We start from the raw sequence: 26,263 nt of genomic DNA on the forward strand, positions 1-26,263 counted from the left end.
GAACGGGGGAGGGGTCCGCGGGACCTAGAAATCTCCGCTGACAGTCAGACGGAAGATCGGGCCGATGCGGCGGTCCTGATACTCCCCGAAGCGAATCTCGCCATCGGGCCGCTCGCCTTCGTAGACCGTGCGGCGGAAGTAATTGCGCGCACCCAGCAGATTGCTCGCCCGGGCCTGAACCGTGAGGCCGAATACATCCTTGTGCTCGATAAACAGCCCGCCCCACACAGGGCCTTCCCATTCGCGGCCCTCTTCGTATCGCCGCGCATAGGGGGCCGGGTCATCGTGATCGAGACTGGCACCCCAGGCCCAGGCACTGCCGGGGACATCGTGGCGAAAATCGATCTCGAATGCGCCCTCCTGATCGTAGGAGAACGGCCGCTCCAGACCAGTGAAAGGATCGGTGACATTCATGAACCGCTTGATCACCTCGACATCGAGCCGTGCCCCGCGAAATCCGATCGGATCGAGATTGAGCGTCGCATTGGCCTGCAAATGGAGCCGGTCCGCATCGCCGATATTGCCGCGCGCCTCGCCACCATTGGGCAGCGGGAACCAGTCGATGAAATCTTCGAACCACGCCTTGCGCGCTTCCAGCTTGATCGAGCCCCACGGACCGAAGGTCTTGTTGGCTTCGATCTCGACATTGTAGCTCTGGTAGGGAACGAGCTCGTTATTGCCGCCGTTCTGATTATCGTTGTTGAGCGATACCGAAGCGAGGAAATCGCCGAAAGACAACTGGCTGACGCGTTTTGCCAGAGTGACCGAGACGTCGAAATCGGCGCGCGGTTTCCAGGTCGCGGCGAACGAACCTTTGGGTCGCTTGAAGCTGCGCGAATTGGCGGCAAAGCCGGTCTGCTCAATGGTCGAAAATTCCATCGCCCCGATCAGCTGGACCGACAGCGTAGGTGACAGGGAACGCGAGACGCTGAGGCTGGCTTCATAGCGATCTTCGGTGACCCCGCCGGTGCCTTGCGGGAAGGCGCGCTCGACGAATTCGTCGCCGGCTTCCAGTTCGAATAGCCTCGACCGCCGGTCGAGCCGGTTGAAGGCGGCCTCGCCCGATAGCTGCCAGTCGGCCTTCCACAACCGCCAGTCATATTCAAAGCGGCCGATGCGCTCGCCTTCGCCGTTGGTCTGCTGGAAACGCGAACCCCGCGACGGGCTCCCGTCGGAGAACCTGTCGATCAGCATTGAGGAGTAGTTCTCGCGCTCGAACCGCTCGAGGCCGATCAGCTTGAGCAAGCCGGGGCCGAAGGGAAACTGGATGTCACCGCCCAGCTCGTAGAAGGGGCCGTCTTCATCGGTCCGCGATTCTCGGGTGCGGGTCTCGCCCGATGCGCGCGTACCGGTCTCGGGTTCCTGACGGGAATAATAGTCGACGCCGTAGCTGAGGTTGAGATTGGCCAGTACGCCGCCGCCGAAATCGTAGGAAAAGGCGGTCGAAAGCTTGGGATTGTCGAACCGGCCCGAAAACTTGGTGTCCTGCAGTTCGAGTAGGGCGCCGTCGCGGTCGGTAATGGTGACCGGCCCATCGGCGCCGAACCGGTTGTTCTCGTTCGACAGCGAGACCGTGTAATCGAGCGCGCCGCTGCTGCCGACTACCGAGATTTCGCCGCCATAAAGCTGCGCCGCGGTGTTGTACGGGCGGAAACCGGTGGTCCATTCAAACTGTCCGGAGGCGCCGTCGCTTGTATAGACGACGTTGGCAACCTGTCCGGTCAGCCCCGGAATGCTGGTGGCATTGCCGTCGAGGATCTCGATCCGCACCACATCGGGGGCGGGTATGCGGCGCAGCTGGTCGCGCACGCTTTCGGACTTGCTCGACAGGCGCTCGCCATTGACGATCACGTTCTGCGTCGCCTGGCCAAGCCCGCGCTGGCCCTGGTCGTTACCGCCGCTGATCGAGAAGCCGGGGATGCGATCGACCATGTCGAGCGCATTGCGCGGTGCGAACTGGTCGAAATAGACCGGCTCGAACACCTGCGCGCCCGTAGTTGGCGCGGTGGCCGCGGTAGCGGTGTCCGCCACATCGTCGCTGCCTTGCGCATGGGCCGGGGCGTGGGCTGCAGTAGCCAGTGCAAGGGTAAACGCCGCCAGCGTCAACGAACGTAAAGTCATGGTTTAATAGCCTCCCCGCCATCTCGTTGAGCGTTCGTCTACGAGTGTAGGCGAAAGGGCCAACGACGCCTCGACCGATGTCGTTCCACGTCCGACAAACGGATTCGGGGCAGCAACCTGTGCTGTATGTCTCTCTATATGGGCCGAGAAAGTGACCCGATCTTGGCCGCATCTGACATATCCGCGGCTTTCGAGGGTTAAGGCCCTTGAACATCCCGGGATGCATGGCGACATAGGCGGCCAATCGACCCGACAAAAGGACTATTCATGATCGACCTGTTCGGCAGCAACGCCCACGGCGCGCAGGGCCAGTTCACCACCGATCCCGTAACCGGTGCGCTCGTGCCCGTGGTGGTCGAACAGACCAGCCGCGGCGAACGCAGCTTCGACATCTTCAGCCGCCTGCTGCGCGAACGTATCGTGTTCGTGACCGGCCAGGTCGAAGACGGCATGGCTTCGCTCATCACCGCGCAGCTGCTGTTCCTTGAAAGCGAGAACCCGTCGAAGCCGATCAGCATGTACATCAACTCGCCGGGCGGCGTGGTGACTGCCGGCATGGCGATTCACGACACGATGCAGTATATCAAGCCGCGCGTGTCGACGGTGTGCATGGGCCAGGCTGCCAGCATGGGTTCGTTCCTGCTTGCGGCGGGCGAACCGGGCATGCGGATCGCGCTGCCCAATGCGCGGATCATGGTCCACCAGCCTTCGGGCGGAGCACGCGGCATGGCCTCGGATATCGAGATCCAGGCCCGCGAGATCCTGCGCATCAAGAAGCGCATGAACGACCTTTATGTGAAATACACCGGCCAGAGCCTCGACGATATCGAGAAGGCGATGGATCGCGATACCTTCCTCGAAGCCGATGAGGCGATGAAGTTCGGTATCGTCGACAAGGTATTCGAAACCCGTCCCGAATCCGAAAACGGCGATGCCGAAGGTTCGGGCGGCGCGCCCGAATAGGACGGCACCCAGATTCCCGCGCGGGTAGTGTGCCCGCGCGGGACTGTTGCAAGAATGTCGTAGGAATTGGGCAACCCTGCCGCTTCAGACTGTGGCAAGGGGTGTGTGATACCTGGGATATTGACCCATAACCCATGGCCCCTACAGTCTGGAGCCTACTGATGGGGACGCGGGAAAGACGTTAGGATATGACCAAGTTGAGCGGAACCGACAGCAAATCGACCCTGTATTGCAGCTTTTGCGGCAAGTCGCAGCACGAGGTGAGGAAGCTCATCGCGGGCCCGACCGTGTTCATCTGCGACGAATGTGTCGAACTGTGTAACGACATCATTCGCGAAGAAACCAAGGCAGGACTGGCCGGCAAGAAGGAAGGCGATGTTCCCACGCCGGCCGAAATCTGCGCCACGCTCGCCGATTATGTGATCGGGCAAGAGCGCGCCAAGCGCGTCCTCTCGGTCGCGGTGCACAACCACTACAAGCGGTTGAAGCATGGCGCGAAGGCCGGCGATGTCGAACTGGCCAAGTCGAACATCCTGCTCGTCGGTCCGACGGGATCGGGCAAGACGCTGCTGGCACAGACGCTGGCGCGCACTTTCGACGTGCCTTTCACTATGGCCGATGCGACCACTCTGACCGAAGCCGGTTACGTGGGCGAGGACGTGGAAAACATCATCCTCAAGCTGCTCCAGTCGTCCGACTACAACGTCGAGAAGGCGCAGCACGGCATCGTCTATATCGACGAGATCGACAAGATCACGCGCAAGGCGGAAAACCCCTCGATCACGCGCGACGTATCGGGCGAGGGCGTCCAGCAGGCGCTGCTCAAGCTGATGGAAGGCACTACCGCTTCGGTCCCGCCGCAGGGCGGGCGCAAGCATCCGCAGCAGGAATTCCTGCAGGTGGACACGACCAATATCCTGTTTATCTGCGGCGGTGCCTTCGCCGGGCTCGACAAGATCATCGGCGATCGCCTGCAGAAGCGCTCGATCGGCTTCGGCGCGCATGTCGCCGATCCGGACAAGCGCCGGGTGGGTGAACTGCTCGAGAAGAGCGAACCGGAAGATCTGCTCAAGTTTGGCCTGATACCCGAATTCGTCGGCCGCCTGCCGGTCATCGCCACGCTGCACGACCTCGATGTCGACGCGCTGGTGACGATCCTGCAGGAACCGAAGAACGCGATCGCCAAGCAGTATCACAAGCTGTTCGAGCTCGAGGATGTCGAGCTGACCTTTACCGACGAAGCGCTGCGCGCGATCGCCGAACGCGCGATCAAGCGCAAGACCGGCGCCCGCGGATTGCGTTCGATCGTCGAAGGTATCCTGCTCGACACGATGTTCGACCTGCCCGACATGGACGGGGTGACCGAGATCGTGATCGACAAGGACGTGGTCGAAGGCAAGAAAGAGCCGATCCAGGTTCATGGCGGCAAGAAGGACGAGGAAGAAGCCGCCTGACCAGGCAGCGCTTCCTGTCCGCCTGCGGAAAGAACCGCTGGCGAAGTCCGACAGCAGAGCATTTTTTTCCGGCAGGAAGGGCGTGGATGTCCTTTCTGCCGGAATTGCATCCGAAGCCGACACGCCGCTCGATGACGAGTTGGTGCGGTGGGCGGATCGGGTCTTCGTGATGGAAGACAGGCACCGGACCGCCATCCGGCGGCAGTTCAGGGCGTTGCTGGGTTCGACACCGATCGTCTGCCTCGGGATACCCGATCGCTATCGGTTCATGGACCCCCAGCTGGTCGACTTGCTCGAACGCAAGGTGGCGCGGTTTGTCGGCTAAGGCGGCTTGGTACTCGCCATAAAAAACCCCGCCCGGCCTCTGCTGAGCGCCGGACGGGGACAGTGGAGTGCCGGGCGGAGATGGAAGTGACCCGATCGGCACCCGTGGGGATGGGTTAGCCGGGCAGGAAAACGCCGTCGGTCACGTGGATCACGCCATTGGCGGTGTCGACATCGGCCTGCACCACCTTGGTTTCGCGGCCCGCGCCGTCGGTGACCACGATGGTGTGCCCGTCGAAGCGCGCGCTCAGCGTCTCGCCGGCGACGGTCGTGAATTCATAACTTCCGCCCGCGCTGCGGATCGCCTGCGTCAGCGCTGCGGCCGAAACCCGTCCTGCGACCACGTGATAGGTCAGGATGGAGGTCAGCTGGCCCTTGTTCTCGGGCCTCAGCAGCGTGTCCACCGTACCCGTCGGCAGCGCGGCAAAAGCGTCGTCGGTCGGGGCGAAGACCGTATAGGGGCCAGGGGCAGACAGCGTATCGACGAGGTCGGCGGCCTTGACCGCCGCGACCAGCGTGCCGTGAACGCCCGTGCCCATCGCGGTCTCGACAATGTTCGGCTGGCTGGTCTCGGCCGCCTTGGCGTGATGGTCGGCAACTGCGGGGGTACCGGCCATGAGGGCGAAACTGCCCATGGCGGCAATCGATGCGAAGGCTGCGGCCTTGAGCTTGCTGGAAATCGGCCTAGAAATCGACATGTGTAACTCTCCTTATGCGCCAGGCCCCGTCCTGCCTGTGCGCTGAGTTACGCAAGCCGCCGCATGCCGGATGCACACAGCCGCCCAATTTTTCTCAGATCGTGGTGAAACGGGCCTCGGCCACCACCGGACCCGCCCCGGCATCGGCGGGCTTGCCGCCCAATGGCTCGCGGGTGAGCACCAGCTGCGAGCCGTCGTGCAAGGCCTGCGCGACTGCATCGGGCACATTGTGCGCAACCACTTTGCCGGGTGTCACGATACCCAGCGAAACGAGCTCTCCTTCGGGCGGAACGAACCAGATTTCGTGATCGTGGACCCCGTCGGCGGTCAGCCCGATTGCGCCGACCAGCAGGCTGTCTTCGGCGGGGAGATAGGTAAAGTCGAGGCGCAGCGGCGTTCCCGCGATGGGCATGTTGGCGGCCAGCGGCGGACCGGCGGCGACCGGGCCCTGCGCAATATCGGGCAGCGTATCGCCGGGTCCGGTCAGCTGGGGTAATGCGAGAAAGGCCAGCAAGACGGCGGCGGCCGCGCTCAGCCCGCCTGCCCACTGCCAGCGGCGCAGGCTGCGGCGCAGCGAGACCACTTCGGCGCTGCCGCTATCGCGGGACAGTTCGGCTTCGATCCGCTGCCACACTTCCGCGCGCGGCAGGCGCGGGGGGATGTGATCGGCCAGCGGAGCGAGGCGGTCCTGCCAGACATCGACTTCGGCAGCGAACCGGGCATCACTGCCAACGCGCGCACGCGCCGCGAGCAGCTCTTCGCCTTCGAGCAGGCCGAGCGCATATTCGGCGGCGAGGGTCTGGTCGCCGGTCATTCACCCGCCTCCATACAGGCCTTGAGCTTGGCGAGGCCGCGGCGGATCCAGCTTTTCATCGTCCCCAGCGGCACGTCCATGCGGTCGGCCAGCTCGGCATAGGTACGACCTTCGAAGAATGCCGTCCGGATGGCATCGCGCGGGGTCTCGTCGAGCGTGTCGAGGCAGCCATGCACGCGGGCTTCGCGTTCGGCGTCGATCAGCATGGTTTCGGCAAGCGGGGTCTCGTCCGCCAATGGTGCCGCCTCGTCCTCGGATACCGAACCCCGGCGCACCTTGCCCGTGCGCAGGCGATCGATCGCGCGGTTGCGCGCGAATGTCGCCAGCCAGGCAATCGGGCTGGCGCGGTCGGGATCGTAGCGATCCGCGCGCCGCCAGAGGGTAAGATAGACGTCCTGCAATGCGTCCTCGGCTTCCTTTTCGTCCCCCAAGATACGGTAGCAGATGCCCAATAGTTTCGCCGAGGTCGCGCGGTAGATGTCCTCCAGCGCCGCGCGGTCGCCGCTGGCGAGCCGGCGCATGGCGGCCTTGAGCCGATCACGGGCTTCCTGGCTCGCCGGTTGCATCAGCAGCCGCCTGCGCAATTCGCGCGGGTGGTTTCGATCTGGATGGTCGGGTGGCCGATGCGGTGGTGATGCTCCAGTTCATCCGCCAGTTTGCGCAGGAACGGATCGCCTGGATGGCCTGCGGGCATCACCAGATGCGCGGTCAGCGCGGTCTCGGTCGTGCTCATCGGCCAGATATGCAGATCGTGTACCGCTTCGACCCCGGGCAGGCTGGCAAGATAGGTGCGCACCTTGCCCTCCGAAATGCCCTTGGGCACGCCAAGCATGCTCATGGCCACGCTGTCTTTCAGCAGGCCCCAGGTGCCCCAGGCTATCACCAGCACGATGCCGAGGCTGACCGCCGGGTCGATCCAGCGCTCACCCGTCATGATGATCGCCACACCCGCGATCACCACGCCCAGACTGACCAGCGCATCGGCTGCCATGTGCAGGAACGCGCCACGGATGTTGATATCGTGCTGCCCGCGCATGAACAGCGCGGCAGTGCCGGCATTGATGGCGATGCCGATCCCGGCGACCACCACCATGGTCTCGCCCGCGACCGGGGCGGGTTCGGCAATCCGGTGGAGCGTTTCGAACAGGATCGCGCCGATCGCCACCAGCAGCAGCCCGGCATTGGCCAGCGCGGCGAGGATGGTCGAGCTTTTGTAGCCATAAGTGAACCGCTCCGACGCGGGCCGCTTGGCGGCGACGCTTGCCCCCCATGCGAGCAGCAGCGCGAGGACATCGGAAAGATTGTGTCCCGCATCGGCGATCAGCGCCATCGAGCCGGAAATCCAGCCGTAGACGGCTTCGATCACCACGAAGGCGGTGTTGAGGACGATACCGATAAGGAAGGCATTGCCGAAATCGGCGGGCGCATGGCTGTGCCCATGCCCGTGATCATGCGAATGGCTGTGACCCGCTCCCATCGACCCTACCGATAGACGCAGGAATCGAGCCCGTCACGGGATACCGACCCGATCCGTGCGGATATCGTGTTGCCGTGGCGCGCCAGCCAGCCGCGGGGGTTGACGACCGAGCGTTCCTTGGGGAGCGGCAATGCGGCGGCCATCCGGGCGGCTTCGAGCGGGGTGAGCGAGGCGGCGGATTTACCGAAATAGCGGCGCGCGCCTGCCTCTACGCCATAAGTGCCGATGCCGGTTTCGGCGACGTTGAGATAGACTTCCATGATCCGCCGCTTGCCCCAGATCTGTTCGATCAGCACCGTGAACCACGCTTCGAAGCCTTTGCGGACATAGCCGCCGCCCTGCCACAGGAAGACGTTCTTGGCGGTCTGCTGGCTGATGGTCGAGCCGCCGCGAATCCGTCCGCCGCGCGCATTGCTGGCGATCGCGTTCTCGATCGCCTCGCGGTCGAACCCGTCATGGGTGCAGAACTTGCCGTCCTCCGCAGCGATTGTCGCGCGCACCATGTTGCGGTCGATATTGGATAGCGCGGTCCAGTCCTTGGTGATGCCATTGCCGTTGAGCAGCATGGTGGCGGTGACCGGCACGGGCACGAATTTGAACAGCAGGACGAGCGCGAGGCTGAGGCCCACGAAGCCGATCAATGTCTTGAACAGGAAACGGACCAGCCAGCGCATGCAGCGCATCTAGCCGCGGGGGCGGGGCAAGGCAAACTGCCTGCTTGCGGTGCGTGGCGGCGCATGCTTATTTCGCAATGCGGCCACGGGGGCCCGGGGGACATTTCATGCGCAAGGCAATTTTCGGACTGGCCGCTTCGGCGGTGGCACTGACATGGGGCGCGACGCCCGCAGCGGCGGATCCCGCGGCGGTGAAGCAGGCCGTGGCGGCTGATTACGACAGCCACCTCGAAGACCTGTTCCTTCACTTTCACACCAATCCCGAACTGTCCTTCCTCGAAACCGCAACCGCCGCGCGGATGGCGGCGGAATTGCGCGCCGCTGGTCTCGAGGTGACCGAAGGCGTTGGCGGAACCGGCGTGGTAGGCATGGTGCGCAATGGCGACGGGCCACTGATCCTGCTGCGTGCGGATATGGACGGGTTGCCGCTGCCCGAGAAGACCGGTCTCGACTACGCGTCGACGGCGACGCAGGTCGGACAGGATGGCGAGGAATACCCGGTCATGCATGCCTGCGGCCACGATGTGCATATCACCTCGATGGTCGGCACCGCGCGGCGGCTGATGGCGACGAAAGACCAATGGTCGGGTACGCTGATGTTCGTCGTGCAGCCGGCCGAGGAGCGCGTCGGCGGCGCTGCGGCAATGCTGGAGGACGGGCTGTACGACCGCTTCGGCACGCCCGATTACGCCTTGGCGTTCCATGTCGCCTCGATCCTGCCTGCGGGCAAGATCTCGGCTTCGGAAAGCATCCAGTATTCGAGCGCGGATTCGGTCGACATCATGGTGCCCGGCATCGGCGCGCACGGGGCCAGCCCCCACGCGGGCCGCGACCCGGTCTATATCGCCTCGCAGATCGTCACTGCCATGCAGTCGGTCGTCAGCCGCGAAGTCGAGCCGCTGTCGCCCGCCGTGATCACGGTCGGCGCCTTCCACTCGGGCACCAAGCACAACATCATTTCGGACCGCGCCGATCTGCAACTGACCGTGCGCGCCAATGACGAGGACACGCGGGCGCAGCTGCTTGCCGCGATCGAGCGGATCGCAGTCAATATCGGCGCTGCGCATGGCCTGCCCGACGACATGCCCGTGCAGGTGCGCGTGTCGGAGGGGACGCCGGTGACCAATAACGATCCCGCGCTGGCGCGGCGGTTGAACGCAGTGATGCAGCGCGACCTTGGCGAGGATGTGTTCATCCCGTTCGAGCAGCGCGGCATGGGGGCAGAGGATTTCGCCTATTTCGTCGCCGAGGAATATGGTGTCCCCGGCTATTACTTTGCGGTTGGCGGCACCCCGCAGGCGGCCTTCGACGCGGCCGCAAACGGCGGACCGCCGGTCCCGTCGCATCACTCGCCGCTGTTCAAGATCGCGCCGCGCGAGAGCGTGACGTTGGGGACCGAGGCGATGGTGGCAGCGGTGCTGGACCTGGCACCCGCCGGTTAGGTCCAAGATACGAAAAGGCCGCCGACACCCAAAGGTATCGGCGGCCTTTTTCGTGTTCGCTCGGGCTGGCTTACGCCACGCCGGCCAGCAGCCGGTCACCGGCGATGGTCTTCATCGCCTTTTGCACCTTTTCGAACGCGCGCACTTCGATCTGGCGGATGCGTTCGCGGCTGACGTCGTAAACCTGGCTCAGTTCCTCGAGCGTCTGCGGGTTTTCCGTCAGGCGGCGTTCGGTGAGGATGTGCTTCTCACGCTCGTTGAGGCTGTCCATCGCCTCGACCAGCATGTCGTGGCGCACTTCGGATTCCTGCGCGTCGGCGACCAGCTCGTCCTGCAGCGGACCATCGTCCTTGAGCCAGTCCATCCATTCGCCCGAACCCTCTTCGCCATTGCGCATCGGCACGTTGAGCGAGCCATCGCCGCCCATCAGCATGCGACGGTTCATGTTGACCACCTCCTGCTCGGGCACGCCGAGATCGGTGGCGATCTTCGTCACATCGTCGGGGTGAAGATCGGTGTCCTCGTAAGCGTCGAGGTTCTTCTTCATCCGGCGCAGGTTGAAAAACAGCTTCTTCTGCGCGGCGGTGGTGCCCATTTTCACCAAGCTCCACGAGCGCAGGATATATTCCTGGATGCTCGCCTTGATCCACCACATCGCATAGGTCGCCAGACGGAAGCCGCGATCGGCCTCGAACTTCTTGACGCCCTGCATCAGGCCGACATTGCCTTCGGAAATGAGGTCGGACACCGGCAGGCCGTAGCCGCGGTAACCCATGGCGATCTTGGACACCAAGCGCAGGTGCGAGGTGACGAGCTGCGCGGCAGCTTCGGTATCGTCATGTTCCTCGTAGCGCTTGGCGAGCATATATTCCTGCTCTTGCGTCAGCACGGGGAATTTCTTGATTTCGGAAAGATAGCGGTTGAGGCTCTGCTCACCGCCGAGCGCCGGAACGCTCAAAGTTTTGGTATTGCTCACTTGTACCCTGACCTTTCTAGCGTCGACCTCGTGTGGCGGACCCCTGATGGGCATCCGACCGTCGGGCCACTAAGGTTACCTATAGCGGACGCAGCCCAGATTGCACACGCCTTTCATCGATTTCAACGTGCGGTTTGGTCGATCAGTTCCCGCATATCGGAGGGCGGTTCGGCGCAGAAATCCAAGCTTTCGCCGCTGATAGGATGTTTGAATCCCAGCCGTGCAGCATGCAATGCCTGGCGCGCGAAACCGAGCTCTTCGAGCAGGGGTCTGAGGGCCCTTGGGGTGCGTCCATAGACAGGGTCCCCCAATAGCGCATGGCCGATTGACGCACAGTGAACGCGGACCTGGTGCGTGCGTCCGGTTTCGAGACGGCACTCGATCAATGATGCATGGGGCAGGGTGCGGAGGGTCTCGTAATGGGTGACTGCGTGCTTGCCGCGGGACGTATCGTCGGGCAGCACCGCCATCTTCTTGCGGTCGCGGTCCGAGCGGCCGAGGCGGCCTGAAATCGTGCCCGCGGGCGGGTTTGGGTGCCCGGCGCACAGCGCCAGATACCGGCGGGTGATCGAATGGTCGGCGAACTGCCGCGCCAGACCTTCATGCGCCGCATCCGACTTGGCGACGACCAGCAGGCCCGAGGTGTCCTTGTCGATGCGGTGGACGATCCCCGGCCGCGCGACGCCGTTGATGCCCGACAGCTGCCCCGCGCAGTGATGCAGCAGCGCATTGACCAGCGTACCGTCCGGATTGCCCGCTGCCGGGTGGACGACCATGCCCGCCGGCTTGTTCACGACCACGAGGTGCGCATCCTCGAACACGACATCGAGCGGGATATCCTGCGGCTTTGCGGCCAGCGCTTCGGGCGGGGGCAGGACGATGGCAAAGCGTTCCTCGCCTTGGACCTTCGCCGATGCGCTGCGCGCCACGGTCTTGCCCACGGTCACGGCACCTTCGGCAATCAGGCCCTTGATCCGTTCACGCGACAATTCGGTCGCCTCGGCCAGTGCCTTGTCGAGGCGGCCGCTGCTGGTCAGCTTTCCGGTGATGATGTCGGCATCGGCCATGCTAGGGCCATGCGCGATGCCGGTCCAAGTCTCAAGCGATGTCGTCGAACATCTCCTGGTCGAGGCGCGTTCCGCGCATCCGCAGGAATGCTGCGGCATCCTGCTGGGCGGCGGCGACGCGATCACCGCGATCCGGCGCGCGCGCAATGTCCACCCCGACCCCGCACGCCGGTTCGAGATCGACCCCCAGGCTCTGGTCGATGTCTATCGCCAGGCCCGCGAGGGCGGGCCGCAGGTGCTGGGATATTACCATTCGCACCCCAATGGAGTGGCCGAGCCCTCGGCCACCGATCGCTCGCTCGCGGCGGGCGACGGGGCGATCTGGGCGATAATCGCGGCAGGGCGAATCGCCTTGTGGCGTTCGGGGGATGCAGGGTTCGAGAAGCTTCCCTATGAGCTTGCCCCTCGCTAAGACCGTAATCGAATATTCACCACTCGGAATCTCAATGGACGACCGCCAATCGATCGATCTTGCCGCGATGCTGTGCTCGCGCTTGTGCCATGACCTGCTCAGTCCCGTCGGAGCGCTGTCCAACGGCCTCGAGCTGCTGGCAATGGAATCCGATCCCGAAATGCGTGCCAATGTGATGCAGTTGCTCGAGCAGAGCGCGCTGATCAGCACCAACAAGCTGAAGTTCTTTCGCCTCGCCTTCGGGGCTGCGGGGGGCTTTGGCGAGCGCGTCGAGATTGCTGAGCCCAAGGCGCTGATCGAAGCGCTGATCGCGGACAAGCCCAATGTCACGATCGAATGGGGGCTGGCCGAACCCACGCTGGGCAAGCCCGCAGTCAAGGTGCTGCTCAATTTCGCGCAGATCGCGATCGATGCGCTGGTGCGTGGCGGGACGCTCGATATCGGTGCCGAAATGCGCGATGGCGCGTGCGAGATCGTGGTCCGCGCAATCGGACCCAAGATCGCTTTCGACGAGACCATCGGCAAGGCGCTCGATGGCTCGCTCGACCGCGCCGACCTGACCAGCCGCACGGCGGCCGCGCATATGATCAATCTGCTCGCCACCGAAAGCGGGGGCGGGCTGCAATATCACAAGGGCCCCGATGCGCTGGTGCTCGGCGCGGTCCTGCCTGCGGGCGAAGGGCTGATCGGGTGAGCTCCGATTTCGGCAAGCTGGGCCAGGGGCTCCCCGCCAGCAAGGACGAACTCGTCGACCGCGAAGTACTTTCGCCCAATCACGACGAACGCACCATGCCGATCGACATGCTGGTGATCCATTACACCGAGATGGAGGACAAGGGCTTCGCCATCGAACGGCTGTGCGATCCCGAAGCCAAGGTTTCGGCGCATTACCTGATCGGCGAGAAGGGCGAGGTCGTCCGGCTGGTCCCCGAGGAAAAGCGCGCCTGGCATGCGGGCCAGTCCTACTGGCGCGGGCACAAGGATGTGAATTCCGCCAGCATCGGGATCGAGCTCGACCATCCGGGCCATAAATATGGCTATCGCGAGTTCAACGATGCGCAGTTCGAAGCGCTGGTGCCGCTGGTCGCGCGGATCGTGAAGGAATACGATATCCCGCGCACCAATGTGGTCGGCCATTCGGATGTCGCCCCGGCGCGCAAGATCGATCCGGGCGAATTGTTTCCATGGGATCGGCTGGCCGAATACGGCCTGTGCCTGCCGCGCCCGAAGAAGCTCGAACGGGGCGATCCGTTCGACAATGACGCGTCGTTCTACCTCGCGCTCGAGCGCTTCGGTTACGATATCACCGATGGGCGCAAGGCGGTCGAAGCCTTCCAGCGCCGTTGGCGGCCGGAGAAGATCGACGGGACAATCGACGGCGAAGTGCGCGCGATCCTGTTCCAGCTCCTGCTGGATCGAGACCGGGGGAACGCCCGGTAATCCGGCGATTCCGCCGCCCGGTCAGGCGGGTGAGAGCAGCCCATTGGCCTCGCATTCGAGCAGGCATTCGTGCATCTTTTCGACCGCAACGCGCGCATTCACGCCCATCAGGAAGCGGATGTGCTGCAATTCCTCGTCGAGCGGGGATCCCGCGTTCTCGCTGCCGGACAATTCGGCCATATGCCAGCGGTCGAACATGCGGTCCTTCACGCCAACGAGATCGACCAGCCGCACCTGTGCGTGATCGAAATCGCAGCAGATGCGCTCGAACACGTCCTCGACGACAGGGCCTTCGCCCTCGATCAGCTGGATAAAATGGTCCTCGACGAAGACCAGCACCCCGGTGATGCCGACTTCCTTGTTCCGGATGGCCGCACGCGCTGCAATGTTGCTGGCCTGTTGTTCGACCGTCAGTTCGGCGGGTACGAGACAGGAGCGGCTGGTGTATAGGAGCCTGCTAATGGGCATGGTTGTCTCCCGGGCCTAGACTTCGGCCAGATCGGTTTGCGTGCCAGCAAAGGCAAGGAACGCCGCGGGCGGTATCGGGCGCCCGGTCAGGAAGCCCTGTACCTCGTCGCATCCATGATCGCGGATGAACGACAATTGCGAATCGGTTTCGATCCCCTCGGCGGTGATCTTCATGTTCAAGCTGGCGCCCAATTGCGCGATCGCCCGCACGATCGACGCGCTGCCCACATCGTCGGGCAGTTTCTGGACGAAGCTCTTGTCGATCTTGATCCGGCTGATCGGGAAGCGGTGCAGATAGCTCAGCGACGAATATCCGGTCCCGAAATCATCGAGCGAGATACGCACGCCCAGGTCGCGGATATGCGTGAGCGTGCGCAGCGCCGCTTGATCGTTATTGAGCAGGGCGGTTTCGGTAATCTCGAGTTCGAGGCGGTGCGGGGCAAGACCGGAATCCGCCAGCGCTTGCGCCACGGTCTGGGGCAGCCGCGGATCGAGCAATTGCACGGGCGACACATTCACCGCCAGATCGATATGGGCGGGCCATGATGCTGCATCCTTGCACGCCTGGTGCAGGACATCGGAGCCGATGCGCGATACCAGCCCCAACTCCTCGGCAATCGGGATGAATTCGGTCGGCGAAATTTCGCCGTGTTCGGGACAGGTCCACCGCAGCAGCGCTTCTGCGCCCGTGACCACGCCGCTGCGCGAAGCAAATACCGGCTGGTAAACGATCGTGAACTCATCGCGCATGCACGCCCGGCGCAGGGCGGCTTCAAGGGACCGGCGACGCTGGATGATCTCCATCAGTGTCGGTTCGAACACCCGATGCGTCTGCTTCCCATCATGCTTGGCCGAATACAGCGCGATATCGGCGTGCTGGACCAGCACGTCGGGGGTGGTCCCGTGGTCGGGCGCCAGCGCCACGCCGACGCTGCCGCTGAGTTCGACGACATTGCCGTCAATGATCATGGGGCGCGACAGGACCTCCACCACCCGCTCGGCGATTGCCGTGGCGCGGAGATGCTCGCCGATGCCGAAACAGATGATGGCAAATTCGTCGCCGCCGATGCGCGCGACCATGTCACCCTCGCGCACCGCCAGAGTGAGTCGGTGTGCCAGACGCTTGAGAACCACATCGCCGATCGGGTGGCCGAGCGTATCGTTGATCGGCTTGAAGCGGTCGAGATCGACCATCATCAGCGCGAAGGGCCGCCCGAACAGCGCGATCTTGTCGCATTCCAGCCGCAGGGCTTCGGTAAACTGGTGCCGATTCGCGAGATTGGTCAGCGCATCGTGCATGGCGATATGCGCGATCCGGCTCTCGCCATCCGAACTGGTCTTGCGCTCGACGAGATAGGTCGAGACTCCCGTCCCGACGATGAGCAGCGCAACCATGCCGATTGCGGCGGCCATTGGGGCGAAGGCTTCGCTATCCGCGCCTTGCGAATAGCCCGCCATGGCGGAGACCGAGAAGGCGGCCATTCCGCAGAAATGAATCCCGAGGATCGCCAGCGTCAGCAGTGCGCCGGCTTGCCATACGCGATAGATGCCTGACCCGTCGCGTAGCAGGCGGATCGCCAGAGACGAGCAGGCCATGGCGATAAACAGCGAAGCGATCACATACCGCCAGTCCCATTGCACGATCCCGTCCACGCGATAGGCGAACATGCCGACATAATGCATGGCGCCCATCGCGAGGCCGATGATCGACCCGCCGAAGATCGGTGCGAACCGGGAGAATCTCGCAGAAGCCAGCGCGAGTCCGGTACCGATTCCCGCGACCGCGATCAGGGCGGAGATGACGGTCAGCACCCCGTCGAGTGTGACCGGCGCATTCGGCTGATAGCCGAGCATGGCGATGAAATGCGTCGCCCAGGTGGCAGCCCCCGCGGTCACGGCGGACAGGAAGCACCAGTGGACCCGCGCGATCCCTTTCTCCGACAAAGTCCGACGGAACAGCGTTGCCGACACCATCGCCCCGGCGATGCACATCAGCGCCGCCATCAGCACGAACCAGAGATTATGATCGTAAATTATGCAGCTGATTATCAGCATGAAACCTCACGCGACCGCCCGCATCGATTGCAGGCCGAAGGCCGCCTAGTCGGCAAAGGTTAACGATTGCTCCAAGTGCGGGACTTCAAGCCTAATGGCCGCGCTTAAGCGGTGAGGAAAGACGGACCGGGCCTTGGCGGGCGCGCATGTACTTTGGCTTGGCGAAACGTCCCCTTTGCCCTATCTGCCATGCCGCCAGGGGGCCGGGCAGCCGCGTGCCGCAAGGTACGAGGAAAGTCCGGGCTCCACGAAACAAGGGTGGCGGGTAACGCCCGCCCGGTCGGTTTCTTCGGAGATCGGTCGAGGGAAAGTGCCACAGAGAGCAAACCGCCGATGGCCTGCTTGCAGGCTCAGGTAAGGGTGAAAGGGTGCGGTAAGAGCGCACCGGGGCTTCGGCAACGCGGCCCGCACGGCAAACCCCACCCGGAGCAAGGCCGAATAGGGGCGGCGCGTCCGCGCAAGCAGGCAGGTGCGTTTCGCATCGACCGCCCGGGTTGGCTGCTTGAGCTTCTGAGCAATCCGAAGCCTAGAGGAATGGCTGCCGCCGCACGGCCGGTCCCTCGGGATACCGCGTGCGGGACAGAACCCGGCTTACAGGCCCCCTGGCAAATCTTCGACCGCGGGCAATAGCGAGGGCGTGGGGGTCTCTTCGGGGACCAGCTGCCCATCGACTTCGAGCCCTTCGAATGGGCGGCACGCCTCGTTCATCGCGTCGGAATGCAAATGCACTTTCAACATCGGATCGGCCGTGGTCCAATCGGTCTGCGGATCGTCCCGCACCACGCAGAGCGCGCGCCACGCCAGCGGCAGCTCCTGCAATTGTTCGATGGTGGGCAATCCTTCGATCAGCACATCGCGTCCGGCATAGCGGGCCGTCGCATAGCCGACGAACTTGGTTTCCGTGCCGCGGATATGGATGCGGTTGGTGCCCTCGTCGATCCGGGCAAAGGTATCGAGCCGGATCGAGAACGCCGCCCAGATCGAAATTCCGATCAGCAGGACCAGCGCGACCATCGTGGCGACGATGGTCCACTTGGCGACGGGATTTTCCAGACCTTCGGGATGATCGATCGGCACGCGTGGAACTCCTTCAAGGCAGGATGCCGTCTTTCGGAACGGGAACGGCGCGCGCATGAAGCCGCGCCAATGGTTGAAACCTGTCGCTAAGCGAATTCGTTGTGCGTGACAGCGATCGTACCATCGATGTCCTGTGTCTGGATCAGCCGGCGCTGGTCGCCTTCGAGGACCAGGGCGGTCAGCTTGCCGGTTCGAAAGGCGCCGGTATCGATCCCGATCCGGTAATCGGTGTGCTTGATGTCCTCGAAGATCGTGTGCCCATGCACCACGACGTGGCTGAACGGCTCGCGATGTTTGAGGAATTGCTCGCGAATCCAGCGCAGGTCCGACTGCTTCTGCTTATCGAGGCTGTGCTTGGGATTGATCCCAGCATGGACGAACACATAGTCGCCCGCCACGATGATATCCTCCATCTCCGCGAGGAACTTGCGGTGCTTCTTAGGCACTAGGTCGTGAAGCTCGACCTGCAGATCCTTCATCGTCAGTTCGTTGAAGCGCTTTTTCTTGATGCCGTAGCTCAGCACGGTTTCGCGCCCGCCATGCTTGAGGAAATGCCGGAGCATTTCCTTGTCTTCGAAGCTCTCGAGGAACATTTCCTCGTGATTTCCGGCGATATAACGAACCTCGCGGTGGTCGCCCCATTGGCGGGCGGTTTCGATCACGCGCGCGCTTTCGGGACCGCGATCGATGAGATCACCCAGCATGACCACCGTACTGCGCGCATCGGCGGCCTTTATATCGTCGTTTTCTATCGCGAGGATCAGTTCGTCGAAGAGGTCGCAGCGGCCGTGGATATCGCCGATGACGTAGAAGCGCTCGCCCTCCGGAACTCTCGGGAGGGGCTTGGCCGACACGCCCTTGAACAGTTTTGCGAGTTTCAGCATGTCAGAATGGTGCGACTTCGAGCCTGGTTCTGGTTGGAAGCCGACCAGATAGGCGCAAGCTGCGGCGGGAGCAACAAATGCGCTTGCGCCGATATTGTTGCAGTTGCGAGAAAAGCACAGCTTTTGCTGCGTAAGCGAAAAACACACGGCGGTATCTTGCGTCGGTACGGCAAAGTGTGCAGGTTTATGACCGTATCCGGACGAGGAGCCTAACAAAATGGCCCCGACGGATTCGCAGGTGGGACGAAGCGACACTCGTACAGGAGTTTGTAATGCTCACGTCCTTTCGCGGCCTCATGGCCGTTTCGCTCGCTGCCGCGGGCCTTTCTCTCGCAACTCCCGCCATGGCTCAGTCGGAAGACGACAGCGGGTTCACCACCTCTGCCAATGTGGCACTGACCACCGACTACCGCTTCCGCGGCGTCTCGCTTTCGGACGGCGATCCCGCGATCCAGGGCGGATTCGACGTCGGGCATGAAAGCGGGTTCTACGTCGGCACCTGGGCGTCATCGATCAAGGGTGGCCCGGCGTATGGCGATCTCGAATTCGATGTCTATGCCGGCTGGGGCGGCAATCTGAGCGATGCGGTGAGCGTCGATATCGGCGTGCTGTATTATATCTATCCAACCGAGGATCTGGGGCTCGATACCGATTATATCGAACCCTATGCATCTATCAGCACCAGTTTCGGGCCGGCCGAAGCCACCTTCGGGGTCGCTTATGCGCCCGAGCAGGATTCGCTTGGCGGTGACGACAACCTCTATCTCTATACCGATGTCGGTTTCGGCATCGCCAACAGCCCGTTCAGCATCTCGGGTCACATCGGCTACACCGACGGTGCTCTGGCCCCGCCGCTGCTCGCCGGAGCCACCGACGATACCGGCCTCGACTGGTCGATCGGCGCGAGCGTTGCGCAGGGCAATTTCGAAGTGGGCGTCGCCTATATCGGTGTCGAGGGCCCCTCGATCGACGACTTCACCGACGATGCCATCGTGGGTACGATTTCCGCCAGCTTCTGAGAATTCATTGGCGGAAATTCTCCGGAGGGGGGGGCGCATGCCAGCGCGCCCCCCTTTTCGCGTCAGTCGAGCGCAAAATCGACCGTGGTTACCACGCGAACCTTCTTGAACGGCGTATCGCCGATACCCCATCCGCCCGCTTCGCCATCTCGGGCGTTGATCGAGAAATAGCCCTGCGTCGCCTTGTGGATGCCGCCGACTGCGGCGCCGCTGTCCTGTGCGAATTGCTCGGCCGCCGCGCGCGCATCTTTCGTCGCCTCGGCCACCATCTCGGGCTTGATTTCATTGAGCCCGGTGAAGGTGTAGCTGATCCCCGATCCGTCCTCGAGCACTACGCCATCGCGCACAAGTTCGGCCTGTCGGCGAACGGCGCGCTGCGCGCGGTCGATGTCGCGGGTACGCAGCACACTGCGTTGGCGCACGGTGTAGAACACGGTTCCGTCATTGGTGTAGCTGGAGACATTGATCCCTGCCGGGGTCAGCTCGCCTTCGGGAAAGCCTAGCTCGTCGAAGAATGCCCGCACCGCCTCGGCGTCGCGATCGGTATTGGCCTGCGCGGTTTGGAGGTTGGTTGCGGTGGAAGCGAACGACACCGTCCATGTGGCCAGATCCGCAGTCACCTCGCGCTCGGCCAGACCACGCACGGTTACGCTGCGCTCGGCCGCCTTCATGCGCACGAGCCCGTCGCCAAGGACAAAGCCGCCGACGATCAGGCCCAGCGCGACAATGCCCGCGCTCCCCAGCCAGCGCTTCAGCGTTGCATCGCTATGTCGCGGTGTGGCACCATTGTGCACGTTTTCGGTTTCTTCGGGCATGTTCGCTTTCCTCTCTGACCTGTGTCTCCCAAGAACGGGCTTAGATTTCGAGCGATGAACCGTGTTTGAATAGCGATGAATGGAGTTTTCGTTTGACCAAATATCTGCACACGATGATCCGCGTGAGCGACCCCGACGCGACGGTGGCGTTCTTCAAGTTGATCGGTCTTGAGGAAGTGCGCCGCTTCGATGTGGAGGCCGGGCGCTTCACGCTCATCTTTCTCGCCGCGCCGGGGCAGGAAGATGTGGCCGAGGTCGAGCTGACCTATAACTGGCCTGCCGAAGATGGCAGCGCGCCCGAGGAATATGACGGCGGGCGCAATTTCGGCCACCTCGCCTACCGGGTCGAGAATATCTACGAGACTTGCCAGGCGATCCTCGATGCGGGGCATACGGTCCATCGCCCGCCGCGCGACGGGCACATGGCCTTCGTCAAGACGCCCGACGGGATCTCGGTCGAACTGCTGCAGGACGGCAATCTCGAGCCGCAGGAACCCTGGGCCAGCATGCCGAACAGCGGCAGTTGGTAAGCCGCGTCAGTCGATATAGGGCGAGCGCGCATCATCCGGATGCGTCGCCGACAGTCGCAGGATGACATAGCCAGCGATGGCGGAGATCAGCGATCCGAGCAGGATGCCGATCTTCGCCTCGTTGATCAGCAATTGCTGCCCGGCAAAGGCCAGCCCGCTGATGAACAGCGACATGGTGAAGCCGATCCCGCACAGGATCGAGACGCCCCAGATCTCGGGCCAGGTGGCCTGGTCCGGGCGGGGCGCGAAACCGAGCTTGTCGGCAGCCACGATAGCGGCGAAAATGCCCACCTGCTTGCCGATGACAAGGCCCGCGGCAATCGCCAGCGGCAGCGGAGCGAGCAGGTGCTCGAGCCCCATCCCGGCCAGCGGCACACCGGCATTGGCAAAGCCGAAGACGGGCACCACTAGATAGGCGCTCCACGGGGCTAGCCCATGCTCCATGCGTTCGACCATCGTCTGGTCGTCGGGGCCGACCATCGGGATGCACAGCGCGGCAACCACGCCTGCGATCGTCGCGTGGATGCCCGAATTGAGCACGAAGTACCACAGCGCCAGCGCCAGCAGGATGTAGGGCCAGTAACGCGCCACGCGCATCCGGTTGAGCACCATCATCGCGACCACCACGCCCGCCGAGGCGGCGAGCCAGCCGAGCTTGATATTCGCCGTGTAAAACAGCGCAATCACCATGACCGCGCCGATATCGTCGACGATCGCCACGGTCAGCAGGAACAGCCGCAGCGATGCGGGGCAGCGATTGCCGAGCAGACCGAGCACGCCCATCGCGAAGGCAATGTCGGTCGCCGCCGGGATCGCCCAGCCGCGCAGCAGTTCGGCATCGCCGCCGACTACACCGACATAGACCAGCGCGGGGATCGCCATGCCCGCCGCCGCCGCCAAGATCGGCAGGCGGCGCGATTGCGCGGTGGATAGCTGCCCTTCGATCCATTCGCGCTTCACCTCGAGCCCGACGACGAAGAAGAACACCGCCATCAACCCGTCGTTGATCCACAGGTGCAGATCGTCAAGCTTGGGGATCGGGGTCCAGGGCAATTCGCCGTAGAACAATTGTTCGTATTCGCCCGCCAGTGGCGAATTGGCGGCCAGCATCGCCGCCGCCGCGACCAGGATGAGCAGAATGCCTGCCGAGGCGTCGCTGACGAAGAGCGCGCGGACGGGGGCAAACACGAGGCGAAATGCTGAAGGGCGTTCGGTCATCTTGGACACGCTCTCTTTCGCAAAGCGGTCCGCGTTGCAAGTCTTGAAACACGCGGTTATCCAGAAAGGCAGGGGGTACGCTTGGTATCTGGGGCATTCACGGTCGCTGAATGGTTTTTGGTCGTACAGCACGAGTTGCTGTTGTTCGCGGCAGTCTTCTTCACGCTCGGCATAATCGACGAATTCGCGCTCGACTGCACCTATCTCTGGTGTCGGCTGACCGGGCGCATTCGCACCGCGTGTGTCGATGAGACCAAATTCGCCGAAATCGATGGCTTGGCGGGGCGCGCCGCAGTGTTCATTCCCGCGTGGGAGGAAGCCGATGTCATCGGACCCACGCTGGTGCATATGCTCGATGCCTGGCCTCAGGACGAACTCACGGTCTATGTTGGCTGTTATCGCAACGATGTTTCGACCATGGCCTCGGTGGTCGCTGCAGTGCGCGGCGATCCGCGCGTCCGACTGGTGGTGCATGGCAAGAACGGTCCGACCTCCAAGGCCGATTGCCTCAACCGCCTCTATGTCGCTCTGGCCGAGGACGAGCAGCGTTCTAGCGTGGGAACACGGATGGTCGTGCTGCATGATGCGGAAGACATGGTCGATCCCGCCGCGCTCGACCTGCTCGACCAGGCACTGTGGCATGCGCATTTCGTCCAGCTTCCGGTGCTCGCGCTGCCGCAGCGCCATTCGCCGTGGATCGGGTCGCATTATTCGGACGAATTTGCCGAAGCGCATGGCAAGACGCTGGTGGTGCGCGATGCGCTGGGTGCGGCGATCCCGGGGGCAGGTGTGGGTTGTGCGATCGCGCGCGGATCGCTCGGCCAGCTCGCGCATCGGCAGGGGGGCAAACCCTTTGCCGAGGAATCGCTGACCGAGGATTACGAGCTTGGCCTGAAGATCGCGCAGGCGGGCGGGCAGGGGCGTTTCCTGCGCGTGCGAGGTGCGGACGGGCGGCTGATCGCGACGCGCGCCTTCTTCCCCTCACGGCTAGACCAGGCGATCCGGCAGAAGACCCGCTGGATGCATGGCATCGCCTTGCAGGGATGGGATCGGCTGGGTTGGGATAGCGAACCGGTCGAGCTGTGGATGCAATTGCGCGACCGGCGCGGCCCGCTGGCGGCGATCCTGCTGGTCGCGGCCTATCTGCTCGTGTGCCTCGTCGCCGTGGGGCTGGTCCTCGAGCAATTGGGGCTTGTCGAACCGCCCCCGACCACGCCGCTGCTAAGCGTGCTGTTCTGGATCAATTTCGTCGGACTGGCGGGACGGTTTGCGGCGCGGGCCTGTTTCACCGCGCGCGAATATGGCTGGCGACAGGGCCTGCTCGCGATCCCGCGGACCCTGGTGTCGAACATCGTCTCGATCATGGCCGGGCGGCGTGCTCTCGCCGCCTATGTCGGCACCTTGCGCGGCGCGCCGATAGTCTGGGACAAGACGGAACACCGCGATCACCCTGCGCTTCTCCAGCCGGACAGGGGCGCAGCGTGACCCACGCGGTTACCCGGCGGCAGGGTCAGCCTGTGCTGTTCCTGGGCCTTCTTCTGGCGGGCTGGTGCCTCCTGCGGGTGCTCACCTGGGAAAGCCCGTGGCCGCAGGCGCTGGGCCTGCCCGAGCCGCTCCACTTCGCCAGCGCCGATCTGCGCCAGCCCGACACCACAATCGAGCTGAATGATGGTATCATCGCTCTCCTTGCGAGCAATGATCGTCTAGCGAATAAAGCCGCAGGGCGTTCCGCAACGGTGCCCGTCTTCCGCAGCCCGATGGCAAGTATTGCCGAGCGGCCGCCTTTCGAGCGACCCGATCCCATCGAGCATTTCGACACGCACCGGCGCGCCGCAGGCCACAATCTGTTGTTCGCTGCCGGGATGGCTCGCCTGCCGCTACCGCGCAGTGTTGCCGCCGTGCTCGACCGCGAGCAGAACATCCTGCAGCCTGTAACCCGGGCGATCCCACGCCGGGCATCATCCCCGTGGCGCATGGATGGCTGGGTTGTGATGCGCGGGGACGGTCTTCAACCTTCCGAGAGCGGTTCGCGTCCAGCCAGCTATGGCGCAAGCCAGCTTGGCGCGGTCCTTTCTTATCGCCTCGCGCCCAGTACGCCGCATGTCCCCGCTGCCTATATCCGCGCCAGCCGCGCGCTCGTCGATGGCGGCGAAACCGAAGGCGCGCTGGGTCTCCGCGCGCGGCCGTTTGCCGGCATCCCGCTCACCATCCATGCCGAGGGCAGACTGACCGCCCGTCCGGGACACAGCCCTGAAATACGCCCCGCAGCCTTCGTTGCGGGAGGTTTCGATCGGCTCGACCTGCCCGCACAGGTGGTGGCGCGGGGATACGGCCAGGCCGGCTATGTCGGCGGCGAATTCGCCACCCCGTTTGCCGATGGCGCTTTCGTGGCCGAGCGTGAGGTTGCGCGGTTCGATCTTGGCCGTGTCGCGCTAGGCGGCGGTATCTGGGGCGGCGTGCAGCAGGGCGCGGCGCGGCTCGACATCGGACCGAGCCTCACCGTCGACCTGCGCCTCGGCGACGCGCCCGCGCGGATCGAAGCCGACTATCGCTGGCGTGTGGCGGGCAATGCCGAGCCTGGCAATGGCGGGGTCGTGACGCTTTCGACCGGCTTCTGACACAGTTCAGCTTTTATCCGTCCCCCGGCTGCGATAGGGCGCAGGCATGGACGTCTATCTCCCCATCGCGAACCTGTCCGTCAACGGACTATGGATCGTCGCGCTGGGAGGGCTGACCGGGATCCTTTCGGGCCTGTTCGGCGTCGGTGGCGGCTTCCTGACTACGCCGCTGTTGATCTTCTACGGCATCCCGCCGACCGTGGCTGCGGCCTCGGCCTCGACCCAGGTTACCGGCGCCAGCGTTACCGGCGTGCTGGCGCATGGCGGACGCGGCGGGGTCGATTATCGCATGGGTGCGGTAATGGTGGCAGGCGGGGTCATCGGTTCGGGTTTCGGCGCGCTGTTGTTCCGGTTCTTCCGCGCGATCGGCCAGATCGACGTGGTGATCAGCGCGCTTTACGTCGTCCTGCTCGGCACCATCGGCCTCCTGATGGCGCGCGAAGCGGTCCAGACGATCTGGGGAACCGGCAGTTCGCAAGCCGCGCGGCGGCGGCACCACCCGCTCGTCGCCAGCCTGCCGATGCGCTGGAGGTTCTACCGCTCGGGTCTCTATATCTCCCCGATCGCCCCGCTGCTGGTGGGCGTTGTGGTGGGTGTGCTGACCATGCTCATGGGCGTGGGCGGCGGGTTCATTCTCGTGCCCGCGATGCTCTATATCCTCGGGATGAGCGCCAATGTCGTTGTCGGTACCTCGCTCTACAACATCCTGTTCGTGACCATGGCGACCACGATCATGCACTCGCTGACCACCAAGGCGGTCGATATCGTGCTGGTCTTCCTGCTGCTGGTCGGCTCGGTCACCGGCGCGCAGATCGGCTCGCAGATCGCGGTCAAGGCGAAGCCCGAAGTGCTCCGTCTGATCCTGGCCGCGACCGTTCTGGCGGTCGCCTTCCGCATGTTCCTCGGCCTGTTCTACCAGCCCGAGGAAATTTACACGTTGTATCCGCTATGAGGGCGCTGCTGCTCTTGGTGTTCGCCTTTGCGCTGATGGGCCAGCGCGATCCGATTCTCGTGCCCGAAGTCAGTCAGCACGAGGTGCAAGTGCGGCAGGGGTTTACCGGCACCGAATTGCTGCTGTTCGGCGCGGTGCTCGATCCGCAGGGCCGCGCGGCTGGCAGCGATTACGATATCGTGGTCGTGCTGAAGGGGCCGTCCGAACCCGTGCGGCTGCGCGAGAAGGAACGCTTTGTCGGCGTATGGGTCAATGCCGCGACCAGCGACTTCCGCTCGGTCCCGTCCTATTTTGCGGTCGCGTCCTCGCAGCCGATCGACGCGATCGTCGACGAGAAAACTGCTGCGATCTACGAATTCGGGACCGATTACATCCAGCTGTCACCCAGCGGGGTGATCGACCCCGAGGAACAGGCACGGTTCAAATCCGGGCTGGTCGATCTCAAGACCCGCCAGCAGCTCTACAAGCAGGACTTCGGCGGGGTCCAGATCAGCGAACAGGTGCTCTACCAGTCGCGCATCTCGTTGCCGTCCAATGTCTCTACCGGCACCTATACGGCAGAGACTTTCGCGGTGCGCGATGGCCGGGTGATCGCTTCGGCGCTGGCAGAGGTCGAGGTCAAGAAAGTCGGCTTCGAACGGATCGTCGCGGTCTACTCGCAGGAATGGGCGCTGGTTTACGGTCTTCTGGCGGTTGCGCTGTCGGTCGGGATGGGCTGGGCGGCAGGGCGATTATTCGCGCTGATCTGACCTTTCCCGGGCACTA

The 26,263-nt window shown here is 63.8% G+C and carries 27 protein-coding genes and 1 other RNA gene; 15 read left to right on the forward strand and 13 right to left on the reverse strand.

The genetic code is table 11. The annotated features are described in order from the left end of the window. Positions 1 to 24: 24 nt before the first annotated feature. Positions 25 to 2,121: a TonB-dependent receptor plug domain-containing protein gene (locus N6L26_RS00715; protein WP_263606154.1), complete on the reverse strand. Its 2,097-nt coding sequence runs from the start codon at positions 2,119 to 2,121 to the stop codon at positions 25 to 27. A 267-nt stretch (positions 2,122 to 2,388) separates the two neighbouring features. Here N6L26_RS00715 and N6L26_RS00720 point away from each other — a divergent pair, with 267 nt between their 5' ends. From N6L26_RS00720 to N6L26_RS00730, 3 genes are all read left to right on the forward strand, one after another. Beyond that, complete coding sequence (locus N6L26_RS00720; protein ID WP_253518732.1) at positions 2,389 to 3,084, forward strand: ATP-dependent Clp protease proteolytic subunit; 696 nt, start codon at positions 2,389 to 2,391, stop codon at positions 3,082 to 3,084. 188 nt (positions 3,085 to 3,272) lie between these two features. Beyond that, a complete protein-coding gene (gene clpX, locus N6L26_RS00725; RefSeq protein ID WP_263606155.1) occupies positions 3,273 to 4,538 on the forward strand; it encodes an ATP-dependent Clp protease ATP-binding subunit ClpX in 1,266 nt (421 codons plus the stop codon). A gap of 82 nt (positions 4,539 to 4,620) precedes the next feature. Beyond that, a complete protein-coding gene (locus N6L26_RS00730) occupies positions 4,621 to 4,863 on the forward strand; it encodes a phosphotyrosine protein phosphatase (RefSeq protein ID WP_263606156.1) in 243 nt (80 codons plus the stop codon). Between the two features lie 115 nt (positions 4,864 to 4,978). Here N6L26_RS00730 and N6L26_RS00735 read toward each other — a convergent pair whose 3' ends face one another. The 5 genes from N6L26_RS00735 to mtgA all read right to left on the reverse strand — a co-directional run bounded on the left by N6L26_RS00735 (position 4,979) and on the right by mtgA (position 8,525). Further along, the gene (locus tag N6L26_RS00735; RefSeq protein ID WP_263606157.1) at positions 4,979 to 5,560 is read right to left on the reverse strand and encodes a fasciclin domain-containing protein; all 582 of its coding nucleotides are present in this window, start codon (positions 5,558 to 5,560) and stop codon (positions 4,979 to 4,981) included. Between the two features lie 94 nt (positions 5,561 to 5,654). Beyond that, entirely contained in the window at positions 5,655 to 6,374 is a 720-nt protein-coding gene (locus tag N6L26_RS00740) for an anti-sigma factor domain-containing protein (RefSeq protein WP_263606158.1), read from the reverse strand. Next, positions 6,371 to 6,940: a sigma-70 family RNA polymerase sigma factor gene (locus N6L26_RS00745; protein WP_263606159.1), complete on the reverse strand. Its 570-nt coding sequence runs from the start codon at positions 6,938 to 6,940 to the stop codon at positions 6,371 to 6,373. Before N6L26_RS00745 ends, N6L26_RS00740 begins: the two co-directional genes overlap by 4 nt. Continuing rightward, a complete protein-coding gene (locus tag N6L26_RS00750; RefSeq protein ID WP_263606160.1) occupies positions 6,940 to 7,851 on the reverse strand; it encodes a cation diffusion facilitator family transporter in 912 nt (303 codons plus the stop codon). Before N6L26_RS00750 ends, N6L26_RS00745 begins: the two co-directional genes overlap by 1 nt. Before the next feature lie 5 nt (positions 7,852 to 7,856). Further along, positions 7,857 to 8,525, reverse strand: coding sequence for a monofunctional biosynthetic peptidoglycan transglycosylase (gene mtgA / locus N6L26_RS00755; RefSeq protein ID WP_263606161.1), 669 nt, complete (start codon positions 8,523 to 8,525; stop codon positions 7,857 to 7,859). 107 nt (positions 8,526 to 8,632) lie between these two features. Here mtgA and N6L26_RS00760 point away from each other — a divergent pair, with 107 nt between their 5' ends. Beyond that, positions 8,633 to 9,967, forward strand: a complete 1,335-nt coding sequence (locus N6L26_RS00760) for an amidohydrolase (protein ID WP_263606162.1) — start codon at positions 8,633 to 8,635, stop codon at positions 9,965 to 9,967. Between the two features lie 70 nt (positions 9,968 to 10,037). Here N6L26_RS00760 and rpoH read toward each other — a convergent pair whose 3' ends face one another. Beyond that, positions 10,038 to 10,943: an RNA polymerase sigma factor RpoH gene (gene rpoH, locus N6L26_RS00765; protein WP_253518675.1), complete on the reverse strand. Its 906-nt coding sequence runs from the start codon at positions 10,941 to 10,943 to the stop codon at positions 10,038 to 10,040. A 122-nt stretch (positions 10,944 to 11,065) separates the two neighbouring features. Continuing rightward, positions 11,066 to 12,010 (reverse strand): RluA family pseudouridine synthase, encoded by a 945-nt coding sequence (locus N6L26_RS00770; RefSeq protein WP_263606163.1) that lies wholly within the window; start codon positions 12,008 to 12,010, stop codon positions 11,066 to 11,068. A gap of 16 nt (positions 12,011 to 12,026) precedes the next feature. On the opposite strand from N6L26_RS00770, the gene N6L26_RS00775 reads away from it, so the two are divergent. The 3 genes from N6L26_RS00775 (at position 12,027) to N6L26_RS00785 (ending at position 13,862) form a co-directional block, all read left to right on the forward strand. Beyond that, the gene (locus N6L26_RS00775; RefSeq protein WP_263606164.1) at positions 12,027 to 12,422 is read left to right on the forward strand and encodes a M67 family metallopeptidase; all 396 of its coding nucleotides are present in this window, start codon (positions 12,027 to 12,029) and stop codon (positions 12,420 to 12,422) included. Between the two features lie 34 nt (positions 12,423 to 12,456). Beyond that, a complete protein-coding gene (locus tag N6L26_RS00780; RefSeq protein WP_263606165.1) occupies positions 12,457 to 13,116 on the forward strand; it encodes a histidine phosphotransferase family protein in 660 nt (219 codons plus the stop codon). Between the two features lie 95 nt (positions 13,117 to 13,211). Beyond that, positions 13,212 to 13,862, forward strand: coding sequence for an N-acetylmuramoyl-L-alanine amidase (locus N6L26_RS00785; RefSeq protein ID WP_263607319.1), 651 nt, complete (start codon positions 13,212 to 13,214; stop codon positions 13,860 to 13,862). Positions 13,863 to 13,883: 21 nt separating this feature from the next. On the opposite strand, the gene N6L26_RS00790 is transcribed toward N6L26_RS00785, so the two are convergent. After that, positions 13,884 to 14,330, reverse strand: a complete 447-nt coding sequence (locus N6L26_RS00790) for a BLUF domain-containing protein (RefSeq protein ID WP_263606166.1) — start codon at positions 14,328 to 14,330, stop codon at positions 13,884 to 13,886. Between the two features lie 15 nt (positions 14,331 to 14,345). Next, positions 14,346 to 16,385 (reverse strand): putative bifunctional diguanylate cyclase/phosphodiesterase, encoded by a 2,040-nt coding sequence (locus N6L26_RS00795; RefSeq protein WP_263606167.1) that lies wholly within the window; start codon positions 16,383 to 16,385, stop codon positions 14,346 to 14,348. Between the two features lie 195 nt (positions 16,386 to 16,580). On the opposite strand from N6L26_RS00795, the gene rnpB reads away from it, so the two are divergent. Beyond that, an RNA gene (rnpB, locus tag N6L26_RS00800) (RNase P RNA component class A) lies at positions 16,581 to 16,995 on the forward strand. Positions 16,996 to 17,108: 113 nt separating this feature from the next. After that, the gene (locus tag N6L26_RS00805; protein WP_263606168.1) at positions 17,109 to 17,552 is read left to right on the forward strand and encodes a hypothetical protein; all 444 of its coding nucleotides are present in this window, start codon (positions 17,109 to 17,111) and stop codon (positions 17,550 to 17,552) included. On the opposite strand, the gene N6L26_RS00810 is transcribed toward N6L26_RS00805, so the two are convergent. Then, positions 17,549 to 18,346 carry a metallophosphoesterase gene (locus N6L26_RS00810; protein WP_263606169.1) on the reverse strand — a complete coding sequence of 266 codons (798 nt, stop codon included), beginning with the start codon at positions 18,344 to 18,346 and terminating at the stop codon, positions 17,549 to 17,551. The genes N6L26_RS00805 and N6L26_RS00810 overlap by 4 nt on opposite strands. A 272-nt stretch (positions 18,347 to 18,618) precedes the next feature. On the opposite strand from N6L26_RS00810, the gene N6L26_RS00815 reads away from it, so the two are divergent. Continuing rightward, positions 18,619 to 19,365, forward strand: coding sequence for a TorF family putative porin (locus N6L26_RS00815; protein ID WP_263606170.1), 747 nt, complete (start codon positions 18,619 to 18,621; stop codon positions 19,363 to 19,365). Positions 19,366 to 19,427: 62 nt separating this feature from the next. Here N6L26_RS00815 and N6L26_RS00820 read toward each other — a convergent pair whose 3' ends face one another. Next, positions 19,428 to 20,180, reverse strand: a complete 753-nt coding sequence (locus N6L26_RS00820; RefSeq protein WP_263606171.1) for an SIMPL domain-containing protein — start codon at positions 20,178 to 20,180, stop codon at positions 19,428 to 19,430. Between the two features lie 92 nt (positions 20,181 to 20,272). Between N6L26_RS00820 and N6L26_RS00825 the strand changes: the two genes are divergently transcribed. Next, positions 20,273 to 20,710 carry a VOC family protein gene (locus N6L26_RS00825; RefSeq protein WP_263606172.1) on the forward strand — a complete coding sequence of 146 codons (438 nt, stop codon included), beginning with the start codon at positions 20,273 to 20,275 and terminating at the stop codon, positions 20,708 to 20,710. Positions 20,711 to 20,716: 6 nt separating this feature from the next. Here the strand turns inward: N6L26_RS00825 and nhaA are convergent, their stop codons facing one another. After that, entirely contained in the window at positions 20,717 to 21,928 is a 1,212-nt protein-coding gene (gene nhaA, locus N6L26_RS00830) for a Na+/H+ antiporter NhaA (protein WP_253518619.1), read from the reverse strand. 141 nt (positions 21,929 to 22,069) lie between these two features. Here nhaA and N6L26_RS00835 point away from each other — a divergent pair, with 141 nt between their 5' ends. From N6L26_RS00835 to N6L26_RS00850, 4 genes are read left to right on the forward strand one after another with little or no spacing between them, the layout of a single operon-like run. Then, positions 22,070 to 23,413, forward strand: a complete 1,344-nt coding sequence (locus N6L26_RS00835; protein WP_412071334.1) for a glycosyl transferase family protein — start codon at positions 22,070 to 22,072, stop codon at positions 23,411 to 23,413. Continuing rightward, positions 23,410 to 24,546 (forward strand): hypothetical protein, encoded by a 1,137-nt coding sequence (locus N6L26_RS00840; protein WP_263606174.1) that lies wholly within the window; start codon positions 23,410 to 23,412, stop codon positions 24,544 to 24,546. Before N6L26_RS00835 ends, N6L26_RS00840 begins: the two co-directional genes overlap by 4 nt. Positions 24,547 to 24,592: 46 nt before the next feature. Continuing rightward, a complete protein-coding gene (locus tag N6L26_RS00845; protein WP_263606175.1) occupies positions 24,593 to 25,498 on the forward strand; it encodes a sulfite exporter TauE/SafE family protein in 906 nt (301 codons plus the stop codon). Continuing rightward, positions 25,495 to 26,247, forward strand: coding sequence for a TIGR02186 family protein (locus N6L26_RS00850; RefSeq protein ID WP_263606176.1), 753 nt, complete (start codon positions 25,495 to 25,497; stop codon positions 26,245 to 26,247). The genes N6L26_RS00845 and N6L26_RS00850 overlap by 4 nt, the downstream gene beginning before the upstream one ends. The last annotated feature ends 16 nt before the right edge of the window (positions 26,248 to 26,263 follow it).

The organism is Qipengyuania sp. SS22, assembly GCF_025736935.1.
Taxonomy (GTDB): Bacteria; Pseudomonadota; Alphaproteobacteria; order Sphingomonadales; family Sphingomonadaceae; genus Qipengyuania.